We start from the raw sequence: 18,626 nt of genomic DNA on the forward strand, positions 1-18,626 counted from the left end.
TTATTTTTTTGCAGACTTAGCCGACCAGATTTTTAACTCATCACAGTTGTCGTAGTCCTCATCAATACGGATATAAGTATTTTCTCTTCTTTTTTCGAACCACTCACTTAAGATCTTATCTGTTTTTTCCTGTTGCGCTCTTTCTTTAAACTTAGCATAATCTTGCTCCAGGTTTCCTTTATGAGGTGGGATTTTAGATTTCAGATAAAGAATTTTATAACCATCCTTACCACTTTGATCGGTAAATAAGGTTGGTGTTGATATTTCACCCACTTTCATGGTATCAACAATCAGGAATACTTTAGGATCAAGCTTATCAGCAGGTATAAATGTTGTCCTTGCTGTCACATTATCAGCATAAAGAATCATACCTCCATTATATTGAGATTCTTTATTATCAGAATATTGTGATGCAGCAAAAGAGAATGGTATTTTTTTACTAACAAGATTCTGGTAAATTGTATCTGCTTTAAATTTGATGCGCTCTAAACTAGCAGGTGTAGTTACTGGACGGATTAAAATGTGACGTGCGTTTACTTGTTCACCACGACGTTCTATTACTTGTAGGATGTGGAATCCATGTTCTGTTTCAAAAACAGGCGAGATTTCACCTGCTTTTAATTTAAAAGCCTGAGCAGTAAATTCTTTTACCATTCTGGTGCGGTCAAAGAAGCCCAGGTCTCCTCCGTCAGGTGCTGAACCTGGATCTTCAGAGTATGATTTTGCAAGGAAACCAAAGTCTTCACCACTTTTTATTCTCAAGCGCAATGCATCAATCTTATCATGGAACTTTTGTTTCTCAGCTTTAGTAAGTTTAGGGTACATCACAATTTCACCGATTTCAAACTCTGTTGGAATATCAGGTAAACTATCTTTTTTATAACCGTCAAAGTATTTTTTTACCTCTAAGGGTGTGATGCCGACATCCTGAGTGATTTTTTGCTGCATTTTATTAGAAATCAGCTGTTCCTTAATGTCAGGCCTGATCTCATCTTTATATTGCAATACAGAGCGGTTTAAGAATTGTTCTAAACGTTCCTGTCCACCAGCTCTTTGAATCTGGTAGCGCATACGCTTCTCTACCTCTTCATCAATTTGAGACTCGTCTACTGTAACTGAGTCAATTTCTGCCTGTTGTTTCAATAGTTTTTGAGCAAGCATTTGCTGTAGTATGTAGCATTTTACATTCGGATCATCTGGATTTCCAGAATTAAGAAACTGTGCATATTGCTGGTTTAAATCAGATAACAATATAATATTGCTTCCTAATACCGCTACGACCTTATCTATGTTCTTTTTTTGTGCCTGGGTATTAAAAAACAAACAGATTAATCCGCTTGCGATCAAAAAAATTCTCTTCATTATATATTTGTTCAATTGTATTCTTTTTGCAAATTTAATATTCTCAATTGCTATTGGCTAGTTTAATCCAACTTTGCCAGTTTTCTTATCTCATTTTGATTAATCTTCACACTATATTTTTTTCTTAGTGTATCAATCCAATCCTTTTCAATTCGTTCCTGATCATCGATCGGCTTATTCCAGACCTTTATTTCCGATACATTAAACATTAAAGCTGCATCGCGGTACTCATTCATCATCATTTTATGGGTCTGACTCGTTTTGGAAGTTCTTTTTTGAGCATCCAACGCAGACTCATAGTTTTTCATTTCTGCAAGATACGCAGTATCCGCGTCTAAACCCATATCTCTGGCATCTAAAACTTTAAGCTTAAAGTTGATGTACTGGTTTAAATAATCTTCTAAATCTTTTATCGAAGTAGTTGAATTGCCTTTATGGTTCTTTTTATAAAACCATATAAATTCCTTATTGCTAATAGGCTTTCCATTAATGGTAGCTACATTTTGTGCAAATGCACCTTTAACAAAAAAACATAAGATTAAAATGCAATAAGCTTTTCTCACAAAAGATATATAGTGTATATTTTTAAGGCATAAAAGTAATAAATAAAGGCACTATAATAAGATATTTAACTAATTTTAACAGAAAAAATATTCCTAGTAAAATTATCATTAATGGATAGCCAATTGACAGCTGATAGAACAGCCTTACATTTATTTTTTACAGACGATGTTTATTTAGTTGATGATGTTGGTAGTCAGGATGTTGTTGTGGGTGTGAGTGTCGATAAACCAAAGGGTTCAACTACAGGAAATGTCGCTTCTGCAGATGAACCTATCGTTAAGTCTGCTGCTATGGTTGCTGAAACTCTGGTTGACATCACAGTTCCTCAAACGATAGAGTTTAAATACTTAGGCAAGAACCTGCGTAATATTCTGATTCTGGTTAACGATGAGCAAAATGATGTAAGTGATGAAGACGGGCGTGAATTGTTGCGGAAAATTGTAAAATCAATTAACCTAAGTGCTAATGATTTTGCCTTACTGAATTATGCAAAGTATAAGGGGGTGGGGTTTAAACAACTGCAGTCGCACTTTTCGAGCACTGTGATTTTCTCTTTTGGTGTAACTCCCGCAGAGCTCTTCTTAAGCACAACACATCCTGAGCATACTATTGTGATGGAAGGAGCAGTTAAAATGATATTTTCTGCAGAGCTCAGAATATTAGATAAGAACCCTGCTGGGAAAAAGGCATTGTGGGGAAGTCTTCAAAATCTTGGATTGTAATAATATGAAAGAACTTGTTTTTGCTACGAATAACCAACATAAAACCCAGGAAGTGCGTAATCTGCTAATGAATGAATATAGTGTGTTAAACCTAAATGATATTGGTTGTGATACAGATATTCCTGAAACCGGTGATACCTTTGCAGAAAATGCAACATTGAAGAGCAGATATGTCGCAGATCATTATCAAATGGATTGTTTTGCTGATGATAGTGGTTTAGAAATAGAAGCGTTGAATCAAGAGCCTGGTATTTTCTCTGCAAGATATTCTGGGATAAAGGATGATCGTGCAAATCTTAACCTGGTTCTACAGAAAATGGAAGGACAGTCTAATAGAAAGGCACGTTTCAGAACCGTTATTTCCTTAATTAGAAATGGAGAGGTTTTTCTTTTTGAAGGTATCATTAATGGAACGATCAGAACTAGTCCTTCTGGTGAAAAGGGTTTTGGCTATGATCCTGTTTTTGAGCCTGCTGGTTATAATATAACTTTTGCAGAAATGAGTATGGAGCAGAAGAATCAAATCAGCCACAGGGCATTAGCCATGAATAAACTGATTACTTTTTTAAAGGAGCAACCTTAGTCGTATCACTTTTTGAAATGCTGTCAACAACAGGTTTTACAATACTTTCTTTAACAGTTTTCCTTGCGATACTGTCCTTTTGAACTTCTGGATTAACAGGTTTTTCCAGCACTTTGTTCTTTAAATCAACAGTTGTTTTATTTAAAGAATTTGTTGCAGGGACTTTAGAGTTTTTAGGTTGTGTTGCTACTGTATCTTTAGCTGTTATACCTTTAGTGCTTTTGACAGGTGTACTTTTGACAGGTGCTTTTTTTGCGGGCGACTTAGCCTTGGCTCTTCCACTAATTACTTCCTTTTTAGAACGTGGCCTGAGTTCTGGTTTCCAGGTAAAACCTGTTAGAAAAACATCTTCCTTTAATTCAGGAACGGGAGTTCTGATTCCTTCTGGTTCTCTGATTGTCACAATCCTTGCAATTTCTTTATCTTTAAATAAGATTTTTATACGACTACTCACCGTTTGGTTCATATCAGTATAGACCTTTTTTTCATTTTGATTGAAATAAATACTCTCTGCATTTCCATCTACAAACATGTTTTGGAGCTTCCCGTCATCAAAAAAAGCAGTAATTAGTTTTCCCTTGATCTGGTTGTACTTCGCGGAATCGGCATTGACATTTACCAGAAAAGCATTCTGTAAGACTTGCAATGTTCTTAACTTTTTGTTTTTTAATTGCAGGTAAATAGTATCTCCGGTTTGTTGTGAGCCATCTGCCCAAAGAATAGGATCTTTGTACCAACGTAGTGTGGAGTCAGCAGCAGTGTAAAATAGGGAGTCGGCTTTAGCCTGCATATTAGACTTATAAACTCGTACGTCATGATAAGCCTTAATGATCCGTGTTCGTATAGTATCTTCAGGATTGAATGGTACGGAATCCTTGACTGCTACATTCTTCATTTTATTAGCAAGAGCTCCCTTTAAAGTCGTATCTACTTTCCCTTCTAGTAAAGGATCAACTTTTCCTTTTAAAGTGGTGTCAATTTTCCCCTTTACCATTGGGACAGCAGTTTTAACTGCTTTTGAAACACTGTCTTTCCCTATTTTTAAAATTGAGTCTGCCTTTGATTTTAATACGGAATCCTTTGGTATGGGGAGTGTCTTTTTAAGGAGTTGCAGACTATCCATTACTGTACTATCTTTTAAAAGACTATCTGCGCCTTGCTTAATTTCAGCACCTTCCAATGGCTTTTTAGGTGCGTTCTTTATTGCCTTTGAACTCTTTTTAATATCCTTATCCAGCTTTTTGGGAGCTGATGTATTTTCATTTGGTATTGCCTTGGGGGCTGATGGACTAACTTTTTTATCTTCTGGATCGTCTTCTTCACCCAATTCATTATCTTTTTTAATGACAGGAGAGGAAATTAATATCAATGATTTTTTAAGAACCATCTGCGTCTCCAATGTATCGGCTCCCATCCATAAACTGTCTGGTTGCTTTATGTTGTTTACCATAATGGAATCCGCAGTACCTAATCCTACATAAGGATTTTTGGTAACCAGTGTTCTTTCATCTTTTTTATAGTAAAAACCAAGTTGACCATACATTACCGTTTTATCCGTAGTGTCTTTAAATACAATATTTCTTACTGCTTTTCCATATCCGGCTATACCATCATAGTATAAACTATCTCCTTTAAGGGATTTTGAACCCATGGTATATAGGTTCTTCTTTCCGAAATAAGCATATTGGGTTTTTGTATTATAGGCACCGTTTTCGGTGTATAGGTTATCGTCTTTACCCTTAATATTGGTTGGTCCGTAAAAATAAGTCCAGTTGGTTAATGTGTTATAACGTAAGGTGTCTGAATTGATGACACTCTCAGGGGTTACAACAACTACATTGTATCTAAAATAAGCATCACGCGTATTGGAAAAATAGTATCCATTTTTACTCGTTAAGGTTACATCTTTGCTAACAATTTTACCACCGGTAATATATGTGCCATACTTAGTGGCCATGTTGTAATCCAGGATATTGGTAGTAAGTACGGATTCGCGATCTACCATTCGTACATTGCTGGTTAAATGTGCAATTTTTGTATTTCCGTTATAATTTAGGCGGTCAGAATAGATGTTAATCGTATCAGCCTGATTAATGTGTACATTATTGAAGGCATCAAAAACGTTTTCATTCACATAAAAAACTGCACTGTCGCAAGTCAGGGTTGCATTGTCCTGTCTGAATACAGGTTTTCTCAAATAAGATATGTTCTTTTTGGCATCTACATTAGTAGCCTGCCAGCTTTCAACAATAATTTTTGTCTTCTGCTGTGCAAGCACAGAGCTGGATAACAATAATAGAAATAGGAAATAGTGTAATTTTTGCACAATACAAAGTTAGTTTTAAAATTTGTTTTTTAAAGGTTATGATATCATCATGGATTTTTATTCATTATTTTTGAAACCATGTTACCCCTGCAGAATTTTCAAACCTATATCAATCAACAAGTACTTTTTCAGCCGAAAGATAGAATTCTTTTAGCTGTAAGCGGGGGCAAGGACTCTGTTCTAATGGCACAGCTATTTAAACTCTCTGGATTTGAATTTGGTATTGCACATTGCAATTTTAATTTAAGGGCTGATGAGTCTCAAAGAGATGAAGCATTTGTGAAAATGCTGGCTGCAAGTCTGGGCGTTCCATTTTATGTGACTCATTTTAAAACGAAGGATTTTGCAGAAAAACATAAGGTGTCTACTCAAATGGCTGCAAGGATATTGCGTTATGAATGGTTTGAGGAAGTTAGACAGCAAGAAGGATATGACTATATCGCATTAGCACAACATCAGGATGATGCTATAGAAACAGTGTTGTTAAATCTGACACGTGGGACTGGCATTGCCGGCTTACATGGGATTTTGCCTAAAAAGGATAGGCTGATCAGGCCTTTATTGTTTCTTTCAGCGGCTGATATTGCGTCAATCATCAAAGAAAATAAAATAGATTATGTGGAAGATAGCTCCAATCTGAGTACCTACTATTCACGTAATAAAATCAGGCTGAACGTAATCCCTCAACTTAAGGAAATCAATCCTAATATTGAGGAAACTTTTATTCACAACATCAGACGTTTTGCTGAAACTGAAATAGTTTTACAGCAGGTAGTGGATAAACTAAGACAGGAAATATTAAAAGAAAAGCAAGGAAGGTTTTATTTATCAATAGAAGCTGTGAAAGCTTTAATGCCTAAACAATTATTGCTTTTTGAACTACTCAGACCTTTCGATTTCACGGAGCCTGTGATTGCCGATCTTTTAGAAAGTTTAGATAAGCAAAGTGGTACTGCTTTTCTGAGTAGTTCACATAGGATTGTTGTAGATAGGGGTTGGCTGATTATATATAAGTCAGTTGATCAGGTGTTAAGTGATATACTTATTCATGCTGATAGCAACTTGATAAGATTTGGAGATAATCAGATGCTTATCAGTTTATCAGATGATTTGAATTTTAAGAAAAATAAAGATGTTGCTTATGTTGATTCCAATAAACTTGTATTTCCATTGGTATTACGGAAGTGGCAGGATGGAGATCGGTTTATGCCATTAGGAATGGATAACTTTAAAAAGCTAAGTGATTTTTTTATTGATGAGAAAGTTCCGGTTAGTGAAAAGGGGCGAATTCCAATATTGGTAAATGGAAATGGGGAGATCATTTGGATTGCAGGTTGGAGACAGGATAATAGGTATAAACTTACTGAAAGTACGAGGAGGGTAGCTGTTTTTGAGCTTCAGAAGGTACATATTACAATTCCTAAACAATCTTAAGGAAGTCGAAAGCAGGATGCAATAAAAAAACCAGTAACTTTATTGAAAATACACGCACACATGGGAAACCGATACGCTTTTTTTGAGAAACAATATATTGGCCGAGATTACATAAGAATATGTATCAGGTTGGTGATGGCGGCATTTTGTTTTGCTGCTTACGTTTATGAACGTGATCGCGATAATACCCAGGATCTTTTTCTGGTGGTAGGTTTTGGTATTATAGGTGTGTCTATATTGTTGCTTTTTCTGATTCAATATAAAACCATGATAGCCGATAAAAAGATTATCATTGATGGTTTGTGGTCTGCAAGAAAAGTCGTGATCGATTTAAATTCAATAGTGAAGGTTAGAAAAGACTCTTATAGTAGCTTTTTATTAAATAATCCGGTATATAATTTGCACCGCAAAGGAAGCATTAGGTTTTATTCTTCTGGTAAAGATGCAGTTGTTCTGACAGACCGTGATGGCTTGGAATATTATATTGGTACACAAAGACCAAATGAGATGTATCTGGTTATTCAGGAAGAAATGAGATTTAGCTAAATAATTGCATTAGTTTAACACAATCATCGTTTTAAGTACTGTACTTTGCAGCGTTAAATAATTTCTTGAAACCGTCGTGAGCATAGAGATTGTATGTACATGCTCATGATAGCTTCATGAAACTAATTTGTTTTTATGAAAATAGGTATTGTTTGTTACCCTACTTTTGGTGGTAGTGGCGTTGTAGCTACTGAACTTGGAAAGGCATTAGCCGATGAAGGTCATCAAGTACATTTTATTACATACAGTCAGCCAGCACGTCTGGATTTCTTCTCTGCCAATCTTTTTTATCACGAAGTATCTGTAAGGGATTATCCTTTGTTTGATTATGCACCGTATGAATCTGCATTGGCAAGTAAACTGGTTGATGTGGTGAGGTTTGAGAAATTGGATATTCTACATGTACATTATGCAATTCCACATGCCTCAGCTGCCTTTATGGCAAAGCAGATTCTCGAAACTTATGGTATTTATATTCCTTTTGTAACTACGTTGCACGGAACTGATATTACACTTGTAGGAAAGGATCCAACCTACAAGCCTGTAGTTACTTTTTCGATTAACAAATCAGATGGAGTAACCACCGTTTCTGAAAGTTTAAAGAAAGATACTGAAGAGCATTTTGATATCAGAAATGAAATCAAAGTGATTCCCAATTTTATAGATTTTTCTCGATTTAGTTTAAAACCAAAGGATCATTTTAAAAAGGCTATTGCCCCTAATAATGAGCGTATACTGATTCATACTTCCAATTTTAGAAAGGTGAAACGTACTGCCGATGTGATTCGTATTTTTCAGAAAATTTTGCAGAGAATCCCATCTAAATTGCTAATGGTTGGTGATGGCCCTGAACGTGCATCTGATGAGAAATTATGCAGAGACCTGGGTATTTGCGAGCATGTACGCTTTTTAGGTAAACAGGATGCTGTGGAAGAGATTTTGTCTGTTTCTGACTTGTTCTTAATGCCTTCTGATTCCGAAAGCTTTGGTCTGGCTGCATTAGAAGCTATGGCTTGTAAAGTGCCTACAATTACTTCTAACTCCGGTGGCTTGCCTGAATTAAATGTAGATGGTTTCTCAGGTTTTATGAGTAATGTTGGTGATATAGATGATATGGCTGAAAAGGCGGTTCGTATTCTAGAAAATGATGAAGTCCTACAACAGTTTAAGGAAAATGCATTTGCCAGAGCTCAGGATTTCGACCTGAAGAAAATACTACCTGATTATGTGGCTTATTATAACAAGGTTATTGCTGAATCAACAAAAAGGGTGAAATTATAATCGGCTTACTTAATAGGAGCAAAGATCAAACATACAGGAGCATTTAGCTCAATTCTTTTGCCGGTATCCTTCAAGGTGCCGGTTTTTTTATTGCGCTCAAAAATAACAACATTATTAGTGTATTGATGGCCTACCAGCAAGAATTTGCCAGTCGGATCAATTGTAAAGTTTCTTGGGCCCTTACCAAGCGTACTTATGCGAGACACAGATTTAAGTTTACCATTAGACTGTATGGCAAATGCAGAAATGGTATTGGCATCGCCACGATTGGTTTCATACAGGAATCTGCCATCGGGAGAGACGTGTATATCTGCTCCGTCGATCCGGCCTGAGAAATCCTTATCTGTAGTAGCTATTTCCTGAATTTTGTTCAGTTTTCCGTTATTATAAGCATAGGTGGTAATGCTGCCGTTAAATTCGTGTGCAAGATAGGCGTACTTGCCATTAGGGCTAAATGTAAGATGTCGCGGGCCAGAACCAGGGTTAGTTTTAACGATATTGTTAACGCTTAGTACCTGTTCTTTTCCTTCTTTATTATAATTATATATATATATCTGGTCTTCACCAAGGTCTGTACAAACTACATACTTATGATCTGGTGTAAATTGAACCTGGTGTGCATGAGCGCTTTCCTGTCTTTTTTGCGGATCTATACTTTTTCCAGTATGCTGAAGTAGTTGTTTTAAAGGAGTTAAACTACCATTAGCTTCTATTCCAAAAACAGAAATACTCCCACCTCCATAGTTGGCAGAAATAACATGTTTCTCATCAGCAAGTACAAAACAGGCACCGCGACTGCCAGTTGTCTGTTTATTTAAAAAGCTCAACTCAGCTTTTAATCCATCAAATGCAAAGGCGCCTAATGTACTACTTGAGCCTTCAGAGACAGAGTAAAGGAATTTGTTATTGTTGCTGACAGCTACGTAGCTGGGATTAGTTAGTTCTTTGGCTACACTTTTGAATTTGGAATCAGCTGTGTTAACGTCAAAGTTATATATATAGATCCCCTCACTTTTACCTGGACTGGTGTAAGTCCCTATGATTAAATTGTAGTTCTTTTGTTGAGCGAAGCTTTGCAGCGTTAAAAGTATCAGCAATAAAAACGAGGGGATCTTTTTCATGTTATAATTTTTATTTTATCAGATGCTTAATCTGGATTAACTCATGCTCTTCCAGGTAACGCCATCTTCCACGTGGTAGATCTTTTTTAGTAAGGTTGCCATACACAACACGATCCAGTTTCACTACATCATACCCTAAGTGCTCGAATATACGACGTACAATCCTGTTTTTACCACTATGGATTTGTATGCCTATTTCACGTTTGGATCCTCCGGTTACGTAAGATACTGAATCTGGTTTAATAATACCATCTTCAAGTTCCAAACCGAATTGAATTTTATTAAGGTCACCCTGACTTAAACTTTTGTTCAATTCAACATGATATATCTTAGTAATACCATTTTTCGGGTGAGAGAGTTTATCAGCAAGATCACCGTCATTAGTCATTAGCAATAAACCTGTTGTATTACGGTCTAACCTGCCTACTGGATAAATACGTTCTCTGCTTGCCTTGTCAACCAATTGCATGACTGTGCGACGCTCCTGAGGGTCATCAGTGGTTGTGATATAGTCTTTAGGTTTGTTTAATAGTACGTAAACTTTCTTTTCGCGTTTAAGTAGTTCACCATTGTAACGTACCTGATCTTTTGCCGGGTCAATCTTATGCCCCAACTCAGATACTATTTCACCATTAACAGAAACTACACCTGCGGCAATAAGCTCATCGGCTTTACGACGAGAACAAATTCCTGCATTTGAAATGTATCTGTTTAAACGGATTAATCCATCGTCCTTCTGAACGGGCACATTTTTTCTACCACGCATGACTGGAGCTTTTTCAGGCCCTGCCCATGTGTTTCGTTCCTGACGAGTTGAGCGTTCAGAACGCTCTCCACGCTCGCCGCGATCAAAAGAACGTTCAGGGCGTGAACCCTTGAATCCAGTTTTAGCACCATCATCTTCTCTTTTTCTGAAAGGTCTGTTATCAGTGCTTCTTGAAGACTGACTTTTTTTATCATCAAATTTACGGAAAGGCTTATCTCCTTCAGTATTAAAATGGTCTTTCTTTATATAACTACGTTTGCTTTCTCCGGCAGGAGTTTCTCTTGTGCCGCCATTTTTAAAAGAACGCGGTTTAAAATCTCTGTTGTCGTTATCTCTGCTGCCAGATTTGAAATCTCTTGAGCCTGTGCTTCTGGAACCGAAGCTTTTATTTTCGCCGTCTCTAGGCCCTCTAGATTTGAAATCCCTTTTCTCGCCCTCTCTGGGTTTAAAGTCTCTGTTGTCTCTGTCTCTCGGTGTCTCAGGTTTAAAATCCTTGTTGCCACCAAACTTATTGTCTCTTCCTTCTTTATCGTCAAACTTGCTTTTTCCCTTGTATGAAGACGATGCTCCAGCTGGTTTTCTGCCTGTTGTGCTTCGGTTTCCCGGTTTGGACTTGTCATCCCGACTGTTCCTGTTGTTGTTTTTTATCATGATACGATTTTATCCACATAATTTATGCGGGCGACAAATTTACGAAAAAAAGTGCTGATTCCTAATATTAGTATGTAAGAACTGCAATTAAGCGCCTGAATAATACCAGATATAGACAAATTACCAGATAAATTTACAAGCTTTTGCTTCAATAGAGCATGGTGGTATATAATGCAAATTAGGGTACTTAGTGTGTTGTTTGTTTTGTGTGGTGAAATTGGTCAGTATTATGTTTCTGGAATTTCATACTTAACCCTGAAAACATCGCTTTTTATCACTTTTATAAACGTGCTTTAACTATGTTTAAACATCGATTTTAAGGGTTTGTTTTGTAATACATTGATAATTAGATTAATATGTTGTATCTTTGCCGACGTTTTTAAATTGTTCACCAAAAAAAGGAGGAAAATGATAAAGAAACACATAATAACATGTACGGTAATAATAACATTACTGGTTATGGCAAAAGTGTTTGCTTACAACATGCCCCAAGCAGCGAAAAGTATTTCAAAAGAAGAAAAATTAATAAGTACAGATACACTAACATCAAACATCACGAAGGAAACTTCATTGATGGATCAATTAAACTTTGCAGACGAGACATTACCACTTGGAGATGTCAAAGTAGAGCGGAAAATGAAGAAAACGCTTGCTGCACATTACTTCAGTAATTTACAGACCAATAAGCTGCACAGAAAAGCAGCAGAATGGTTTCCTATCATCGAACCGATCCTTGCCGCATATGGCATTCCCGAAGATTTTAAATATATGCCTTTGGTTGAATCTGGATTAAATAGTGGCGTTTCGCCTAAAGGTGCGGCAGGTTTCTGGCAATTCATGCCTGGAACGGCTCGTACGTATGGTTTGAAAGTTAATTCAAAAGTTGATGAGCGAAACAATTTACGTAAATCAACTATAGCCGCTGCTAAATATATAAAGGACCTGTATAGGACTTTTGATAGCTGGACGCTGGTTGCTGCCGCTTACAATGTGGGTGATGGTCATATGAGACGTCAGATCTCCAGACAAAATCAGGATAACTATTTTAAACTCAAACTAAATCAGGAAACTGGAGGTTATGTTTACAAATTGATTTCTATGAAGCAGATCGTTGAAAATCCTGATCATTATGGTTATACAGCACCTCGTACATTATTGGCTTACAATGCCGAACGTGATAGAAAAGCTGAAGATAAAACTGTAGAATAAACAGTTAAAAATACTCGCAAGTTGGGAAAGCCGTTTAGTTTAGACTAAGCGGCTTTTTGGTTTGTAGGAAAATTATTATTTTACCCCCTTATGGTATTGTTGAAATTGCGAATAACTGAAATGACCTATTGTCCCGGAGAAACGCTGATTATACGTTTTGAACCGGTAAATGGTGAAAAACCTAAATATCTGGCAGGACAGTTTTTAACCCTGGTATTTGATGTAGCTGGAAAAGAATTAAGGAGATCTTACTCGCTTTGCAGTTCGCCTGATGTTGACGAGCCTCTAGCTATAGCCATCAAGAGAGTAGAAAATGGTGAGATATCCAGGTTATTACATCATAGGACAGCTGTAGGGGAAGTGCTGACAGCTGTTGAACCTAATGGTCGCTTTAATTATAAGCCAGAACTACTAAAGCAACGCACGGTTTTTCTGTTTGGTGCTGGTGTTGGGATCACGCCATTGTTCTCTATTATAAAAACAGCATTAATCAAAGAAAAAAATAGTAAGATTGTTTTGGTTTATAGCAACCGATCAGCAGCTCAGACTTTATTTTATGATGAGTTGAATGTGTTACAAAAGCAATATTCGGATAGGTTTAAAATTGTTTATGTACTAAGTCAGTCGCAAAACCTGTTAATGGCTCGTCTAAATGGCGAACTAATTGAGCGGTTGGTTAAAGAGAATCTGGACTTCAATAAAGCAGATGCTTTGTTGTATACCTGTGGACCGGTCGATTATATGGATGTATGTCGGATTACCTTATTGAATCTTGGTTTTGATCAAGAGCAGATTAAAAGGGAAACTTTTGTTTTGCCGGAGGATGAGATAGATGAGGATGATTCAACAGAAAGAGTCATCAAGCATACCAACACCTACAATGTTGTGCTAAATTTTAAGAACAATATTTATAATATAGCTGTTCCTTACAACAAGACTATTTTAGATGTAGCACTCGAAAACAAAATAGAATTGCCTTACAGTTGCCATGCTGGGATATGCAGTACCTGTACTGCCAATTGTATTAAAGGTGGGGTAGAAATGGATTATAATGAAGTATTAATGGATGATGAAATTGCAGCAGGAAGAGTATTGGTTTGTACCGGACATCCAACAGAAGAAGGGACTACAATAGTCTGGTAGACTTAAATTAAACGATGACAATGTGAATGTAATTTTTAGTTTTGCACAGTTGTTTTGATAAAATTTTTAGCAATTTTGCAGTGTAAAGAATTGCAATCTTAAAATAAAGACTCAGCATCTTTTATAAATATATATGAGCAAAAATACTGTTGACCTTGGCGAGCAAAAAGATGTAGAAGTGTATGGTGCAAGGGTGCATAATCTTAAGAATATTGATATCTCCTTTCCAAGAAATAAACTGGTAGTTATTACTGGTTTAAGTGGTAGTGGCAAGTCTTCTTTGGCTTTCGATACCATTTATGCTGAGGGGCAGCGCAGGTACATGGAAACTTTTAGTGCTTATTCCCGCCAGTTTATGGGAGGAATGGAGCGTCCGGATGTAGATAAAGTTTCCGGCCTGAGTCCGGTTATTGCCATTGAGCAAAAAACTACCAGTAAAAACCCGCGCTCCACAGTTGGTACCATAACTGAAATATATGACTTTATGCGTTTGCTATATGCACGTACAGCAGATGCATATTCTTATAATACCGGTGAGAAGATGGAACGCATGAGCGAAGATCAGATTCTTGAAAATATCTTTAGGAAATTTGATAAAATGCCAGTTAATATCTTGGCTCCGGTTGTTAAAGGACGTAAAGGTCATTACAGGGAGTTGTTTGAGCAGATACGTAAACAGGGATATGTAAAGGTTCGTATTGATGGAGAGATTCAGGATATTACTGCGAAAATGCAAGTAGATCGCTACAAAATCCATGATATTGAGATTGTAGTAGATCGCCTGATTGTTGATCGTGAAGATCTCAAACGCTTACAGGATTCTTTGCAAACTGCCATGCGTTTAGGTAAAGGCATTATTAAAATTAGTGATAAGGAAAATAATGTAGCTCACTTCAGTCGTTTTTTGATGTGCCCAACAACAGGCATTTCCTATGATGAGCCTCAGCCTAATAGTTTTTCTTTTAACTCTCCTTATGGAGCATGTGAGAACTGTGATGGTTTAGGATATATCTTCGTAGTTGATAAAGAATCAGTGATGCCAAATCCTAAACTCAGTATTATGAACGGTGGCTTGGCGCCATTGGGTGAATACAGAGATATATGGATGTTCCAGGTTTTAAAAGCCCTGGCAAAAAAATATAATTTTTCTTTATCTACTCCAATTGAAAAACTGGGTGATGATATCATCAATATTATATTGAATGGTTCTCATGAATTGCTTTCTGTAGCTGTAGAATATAACAAGTGGAACGTACAGAACTATCAGATCACTTTTGATGGTATCATTAAACTGTTAGAGGAACAGCAAGAACGTAAAGGGGAAGGAGCGGTTGATGATATGGAGAGCTTCCGTAAATTAAAGACTTGTCCAGTATGTAATGGAGCTCGTTTGAAGAAAGAAAGCCTGAATTTTAAAATAGATGGCAAGAATATTTTTGAATTGGCTGAAATGGATATCAGTTCTGTTAAAACCTGGTTTATTGGATTGGAAGACCGTCTAAACGATAGGCAGAATACAATTGCTAAAGAAGTTTTGAAAGAAATCCGTTCAAGACTTGGTTTTTTAAGTGATGTGGGATTGAATTATCTATCCCTTGATCGTACTGCAAGAACGCTTTCGGGTGGAGAAGCGCAAAGGATCAGGCTTGCTACACAGATAGGATCGCAATTGATGAATGTGATGTACATTTTGGATGAGCCTAGTATTGGACTTCACCAACGTGATAATGAACGACTAATTGGTGCTTTAAAGAACTTGAGAGATCTGGGAAATACTGTATTGGTGGTTGAACATGATAAAGATATGATCCTGGAGGCAGATCATGTCATTGATGTAGGGCCTGCTGCAGGTTTGCGTGGCGGAGAAATTGTTGCTCAAGGCACTCCAGCCGATATTTTAAAATCTGACACGCTTACAGCCGCTTATTTGAATGGAAAGAAAGGAATTGAGGTGCCGAAGAAGAGAAGAAAAGGCACAGGACATAAGCTTTCTATCATTAAAGCTAGTGGGCACAATTTAAAAGACGTGTCTGTAGATTTTCCCTTAGGCAAGTTTATAGCCGTAACAGGTGTTTCTGGTAGTGGTAAATCCAGCTTAATTACAGAAACCTTATACCCAATATTAAATCATCATTTTTTTAGGGCGAAGAAGCACCCTTTACCATACGAAAAGATCAATGGATTAAAAGAAATTGATAAAGTTATAGAAATTGACCAGGCACCCATTGGACGTACACCACGTTCCAATCCATCTACTTATACTGGTGTTTTTTCTGATATCAGAAATCTATTTGTGCAATTGCCGGAAGCAAAAATCAGAGGATATAAGCCTGGCCGTTTCTCTTTTAATGTAAAGGGAGGGCGTTGCGAAACCTGTCAAGGTGGCGGAATGAAAGTGATAGAAATGAATTTTCTTCCTGATGTGCAGGTACCATGCGAAGAGTGTAATGGTAAAAGATATAACCGTGAAACGCTTGAAGTAAGGTACCGTAGTAAGTCAATCAGTGATGTGCTGGATATGAGTATTGAGGAGGCTTGTGACTTTTTCGAAAATATGCCTGCTATCTACAGAAAGATTAAAACATTGAAAGATGTGGGTTTGGGCTATATTACTTTAGGGCAATCCTCTACTACACTTTCTGGTGGTGAAGCTCAGCGAGTTAAGTTGGCTACTGAGCTTTCAAAAAAAGATACTGGTAAGACATTTTATATTTTAGATGAGCCTACAACTGGCCTGCATTTTGAGGATATAAATGTATTATTAGGTGTGCTTAATGAACTGGTTGAACGTGGAAATACAGTACTGGTTATTGAACATAACCTGGATGTGGTAAAAGTGGCCGATTGGGTAATTGATTTGGGTGAAGAAGGTGGTGTTGGAGGGGGAAGAATCCTCTTCGAAGGTACCCCGGAGGGCTTAATACAAAACCCAATTAGCTTAACCGGCAAATTTCTTAAAAAGGAAATAGGCCTGTAAAATCAACAGTTATGGCAGTGTTTGTAAGTGATTTTCTGCCCGATTCTGATCCTTTAAGCAAACTACAGATTGTTAATGAAGGATTGGATCAGTCGAACGCAGAAACAGAAGGCTCTCCCTATCAATTAATTGAAATAGCAGATATCTGTGCTATATTAAAGCGAAGGAAGTCATTTTCGCATAAGGGGACTTACGGACATGCATTGATCATAGCGGGTGATGTAAAGACAATGGGGGCAGCTTTGCTTAGTGCAAGTGGTTGTATATATGGTGGGGCAGGCTTAACTACCGTTTCTATCCCTGAAAATGGTTTAACAGCCTTGAATACCCTACTGCCTGAAGCCATGTATTTGGACAGGGCTCATCTGGTTAAGATTAAATCGTTAAAAAAATATGATGCAATAGCGATAGGCCCTGGACTTGGAAAGTTATTTGAAGCGGTATGTATTGTGGAGGAGCTGGTTGTTTTAAAAACTCCTGTGGTTGCCGATGCAGATGCTTTAAACATTCTATCTAAACGAGAAGATTTATTGTTACATCTTGCGAAAAATTCAATATTGACACCTCATTTAAAGGAGTTTGATTGTTTGTTTGGTAAACACAAAAGTTGGTGGGAGAGACTGCAAACAGCTAGAGTAATGGCCAAAAAGCTAAGCCTTGTTATCGTATTGAAAAACCAATATAGCTTTATTATTGACCAACAAGGGGATGTTTGTATTAATCCAACAGGCAATCCTGCTATGTCGCAAGGAGGGATGGGAGATGTTCTCACCGGCTTGATTGCCGCTTATGTTGCACAAGGCTATAGTCCAAAAGCAGCTGCAATACTGGGATGTTACTTTCATGGTAAAGCAGGAGATGAATTAGCCGTAAGCCATTATAACATTACGGCATCACAATTAGCTGCAAGACTTCCCATAACTGTTAAAAGCTTTTTAAATAATAAAACCCATTAAAACAAAAAGAACACCCTAAAGCGTTCTTGAAATGTTATAATATATATTTATCGCTTGTTAAAAGTCGAATAAGTGTTTTTCGGCGTGATAAGATGAACGTACCAATGGGCCACTTTCTACATATCTTAATCCTTTTGCCAATCCTATTTCTTTGTATTTAGCAAACTGATCAGGATGGATCCAATCTACCACAGGATGGTGGTTACGTGTAGGTTGCAGGTATTGTCCAAGTGTTAAAATATGTACACCATTAGCCACAAGATCATCCATCGCTTCCAGAACATCTTCTTCAGTTTCTCCAAGTCCAAGCATAATGCCTGTCTTGGTTCTTAAACCGAATTCAGATATGCGTCTTAGTGCTTCCAGACTTCTATCATATTTTGCTTGTATACGTACTTGTTTGGTTAACCTTTTTACGGTTTCCACATTATGAGACATTACTTCAGGACGTTCCTCTAAAACACGATATAGATTATCCCATTGTCCTTTAAAATCAGGGATTAATGTTTCTAATGTTGTTTCAGGACTTTCTCTTCTGATAGCCTGTAAAGTTTCAGCCCAAATGATTGAGCCTCCATCTTTCAAATCGTCTCTATCAACAGAAGTGATTACACAGTGTTTTACCTGCATCAATTTTACAGAATTTGCCACCCGGTTAGGTTCATCTGTATCCACAGCTAAAGGCCTTCCTGTTGCTACTGCACAGAAAGAACAGGAGCGGGTACAGATATTGCCTAGAATCATAAAGGTTGCAGTACCTGCTCCCCAGCACTCTCCCATATTCGGACAATTGCCACTTTCGCAGATGGTGTGTAACTTATGAGTATCTACCAGACTACGTACTTGCGCATATTCTTTACCTACAGGTAGCTTAACTCTAAGCCAATCTGGCTTACGTTGTACTTTTTCTTCTGAAACAACAGGTAGTGAAATCATAGCGCAAAGTTACATAATAGGTTTGAATTATTGCCAACTGGCAAATAAG

Annotated in this window: 15 protein-coding genes; 9 read left to right on the forward strand and 6 right to left on the reverse strand. The window is 37.2% G+C overall.

Translation table 11 applies throughout. The features are described 5' to 3' along the window. Entirely contained in the window at positions 1-1,362 is a 1,362-nt protein-coding gene (locus tag ABDJ41_RS02960) for a peptidylprolyl isomerase (RefSeq protein WP_349784252.1), read from the reverse strand. 62 nt (positions 1,363-1,424) lie between these two features. After that, on the reverse strand, positions 1,425-1,925 hold the full coding sequence (locus tag ABDJ41_RS02965) for a hypothetical protein (RefSeq protein ID WP_349784253.1): 501 nt from the start codon (positions 1,923-1,925) through the stop codon (positions 1,425-1,427). A 111-nt stretch (positions 1,926-2,036) separates the two neighbouring features. Between ABDJ41_RS02965 and ABDJ41_RS02970 the strand changes: the two genes are divergently transcribed. After that, entirely contained in the window at positions 2,037-2,648 is a 612-nt protein-coding gene (locus tag ABDJ41_RS02970) for a hypothetical protein (RefSeq protein ID WP_349784254.1), read from the forward strand. A 4-nt stretch (positions 2,649-2,652) separates the two neighbouring features. Beyond that, positions 2,653-3,231 (forward strand): RdgB/HAM1 family non-canonical purine NTP pyrophosphatase, encoded by a 579-nt coding sequence (gene rdgB, locus ABDJ41_RS02975; RefSeq protein WP_349784255.1) that lies wholly within the window; start codon positions 2,653-2,655, stop codon positions 3,229-3,231. On the opposite strand, the gene ABDJ41_RS02980 is transcribed toward rdgB, so the two are convergent. Next, positions 3,206-5,557: an OstA-like protein gene (locus ABDJ41_RS02980; protein WP_349784256.1), complete on the reverse strand. Its 2,352-nt coding sequence runs from the start codon at positions 5,555-5,557 to the stop codon at positions 3,206-3,208. The genes rdgB and ABDJ41_RS02980 overlap by 26 nt on opposite strands. 78 nt (positions 5,558-5,635) lie before the next feature. Between ABDJ41_RS02980 and tilS the strand changes: the two genes are divergently transcribed. From tilS to bshA, 3 genes are all read left to right on the forward strand, one after another. Beyond that, the gene (gene tilS, locus ABDJ41_RS02985; RefSeq protein WP_349784257.1) at positions 5,636-6,991 is read left to right on the forward strand and encodes a tRNA lysidine(34) synthetase TilS; all 1,356 of its coding nucleotides are present in this window, start codon (positions 5,636-5,638) and stop codon (positions 6,989-6,991) included. Positions 6,992-7,051: 60 nt separating this feature from the next. Then, a complete protein-coding gene (locus tag ABDJ41_RS02990) occupies positions 7,052-7,537 on the forward strand; it encodes a hypothetical protein (RefSeq protein WP_349784258.1) in 486 nt (161 codons plus the stop codon). A 135-nt stretch (positions 7,538-7,672) separates the two neighbouring features. After that, entirely contained in the window at positions 7,673-8,818 is a 1,146-nt protein-coding gene (gene bshA / locus ABDJ41_RS02995; protein WP_349784259.1) for an N-acetyl-alpha-D-glucosaminyl L-malate synthase BshA, read from the forward strand. A 5-nt stretch (positions 8,819-8,823) separates the two neighbouring features. Here the strand turns inward: bshA and ABDJ41_RS03000 are convergent, their stop codons facing one another. Both ABDJ41_RS03000 and ABDJ41_RS03005 read right to left on the reverse strand, forming a co-directional pair. Further along, on the reverse strand, positions 8,824-9,939 hold the full coding sequence (locus tag ABDJ41_RS03000; RefSeq protein WP_349784260.1) for a lactonase family protein: 1,116 nt from the start codon (positions 9,937-9,939) through the stop codon (positions 8,824-8,826). Positions 9,940-9,949: 10 nt separating this feature from the next. Beyond that, entirely contained in the window at positions 9,950-11,356 is a 1,407-nt protein-coding gene (locus ABDJ41_RS03005) for a pseudouridine synthase (protein ID WP_349784261.1), read from the reverse strand. A gap of 459 nt (positions 11,357-11,815) precedes the next feature. Here ABDJ41_RS03005 and ABDJ41_RS03010 point away from each other — a divergent pair, with 459 nt between their 5' ends. From ABDJ41_RS03010 to ABDJ41_RS03025, 4 genes are all read left to right on the forward strand, one after another. Next, positions 11,816-12,565, forward strand: a complete 750-nt coding sequence (locus ABDJ41_RS03010) for a lytic transglycosylase domain-containing protein (RefSeq protein WP_502930320.1) — start codon at positions 11,816-11,818, stop codon at positions 12,563-12,565. Positions 12,566-12,655: 90 nt separating this feature from the next. Continuing rightward, positions 12,656-13,708 (forward strand): 2Fe-2S iron-sulfur cluster-binding protein, encoded by a 1,053-nt coding sequence (locus tag ABDJ41_RS03015; protein ID WP_349784263.1) that lies wholly within the window; start codon positions 12,656-12,658, stop codon positions 13,706-13,708. Between the two features lie 133 nt (positions 13,709-13,841). Then, positions 13,842-16,685 (forward strand): excinuclease ABC subunit UvrA, encoded by a 2,844-nt coding sequence (uvrA, locus tag ABDJ41_RS03020; RefSeq protein WP_349784264.1) that lies wholly within the window; start codon positions 13,842-13,844, stop codon positions 16,683-16,685. 11 nt (positions 16,686-16,696) lie between these two features. Further along, the gene (locus ABDJ41_RS03025) at positions 16,697-17,641 is read left to right on the forward strand and encodes an NAD(P)H-hydrate dehydratase (protein ID WP_349784265.1); all 945 of its coding nucleotides are present in this window, start codon (positions 16,697-16,699) and stop codon (positions 17,639-17,641) included. 57 nt (positions 17,642-17,698) lie between these two features. Here ABDJ41_RS03025 and lipA read toward each other — a convergent pair whose 3' ends face one another. Beyond that, positions 17,699-18,577 (reverse strand): lipoyl synthase, encoded by an 879-nt coding sequence (gene lipA, locus ABDJ41_RS03030; RefSeq protein ID WP_349784266.1) that lies wholly within the window; start codon positions 18,575-18,577, stop codon positions 17,699-17,701. Between the last annotated feature and the right edge of the window lie 49 nt (positions 18,578-18,626).

It is taken from the genome of Pedobacter sp. ASV1-7 (genome assembly GCF_040203335.1).
GTDB lineage: Bacteria > Bacteroidota > Bacteroidia > Sphingobacteriales > Sphingobacteriaceae > Pedobacter.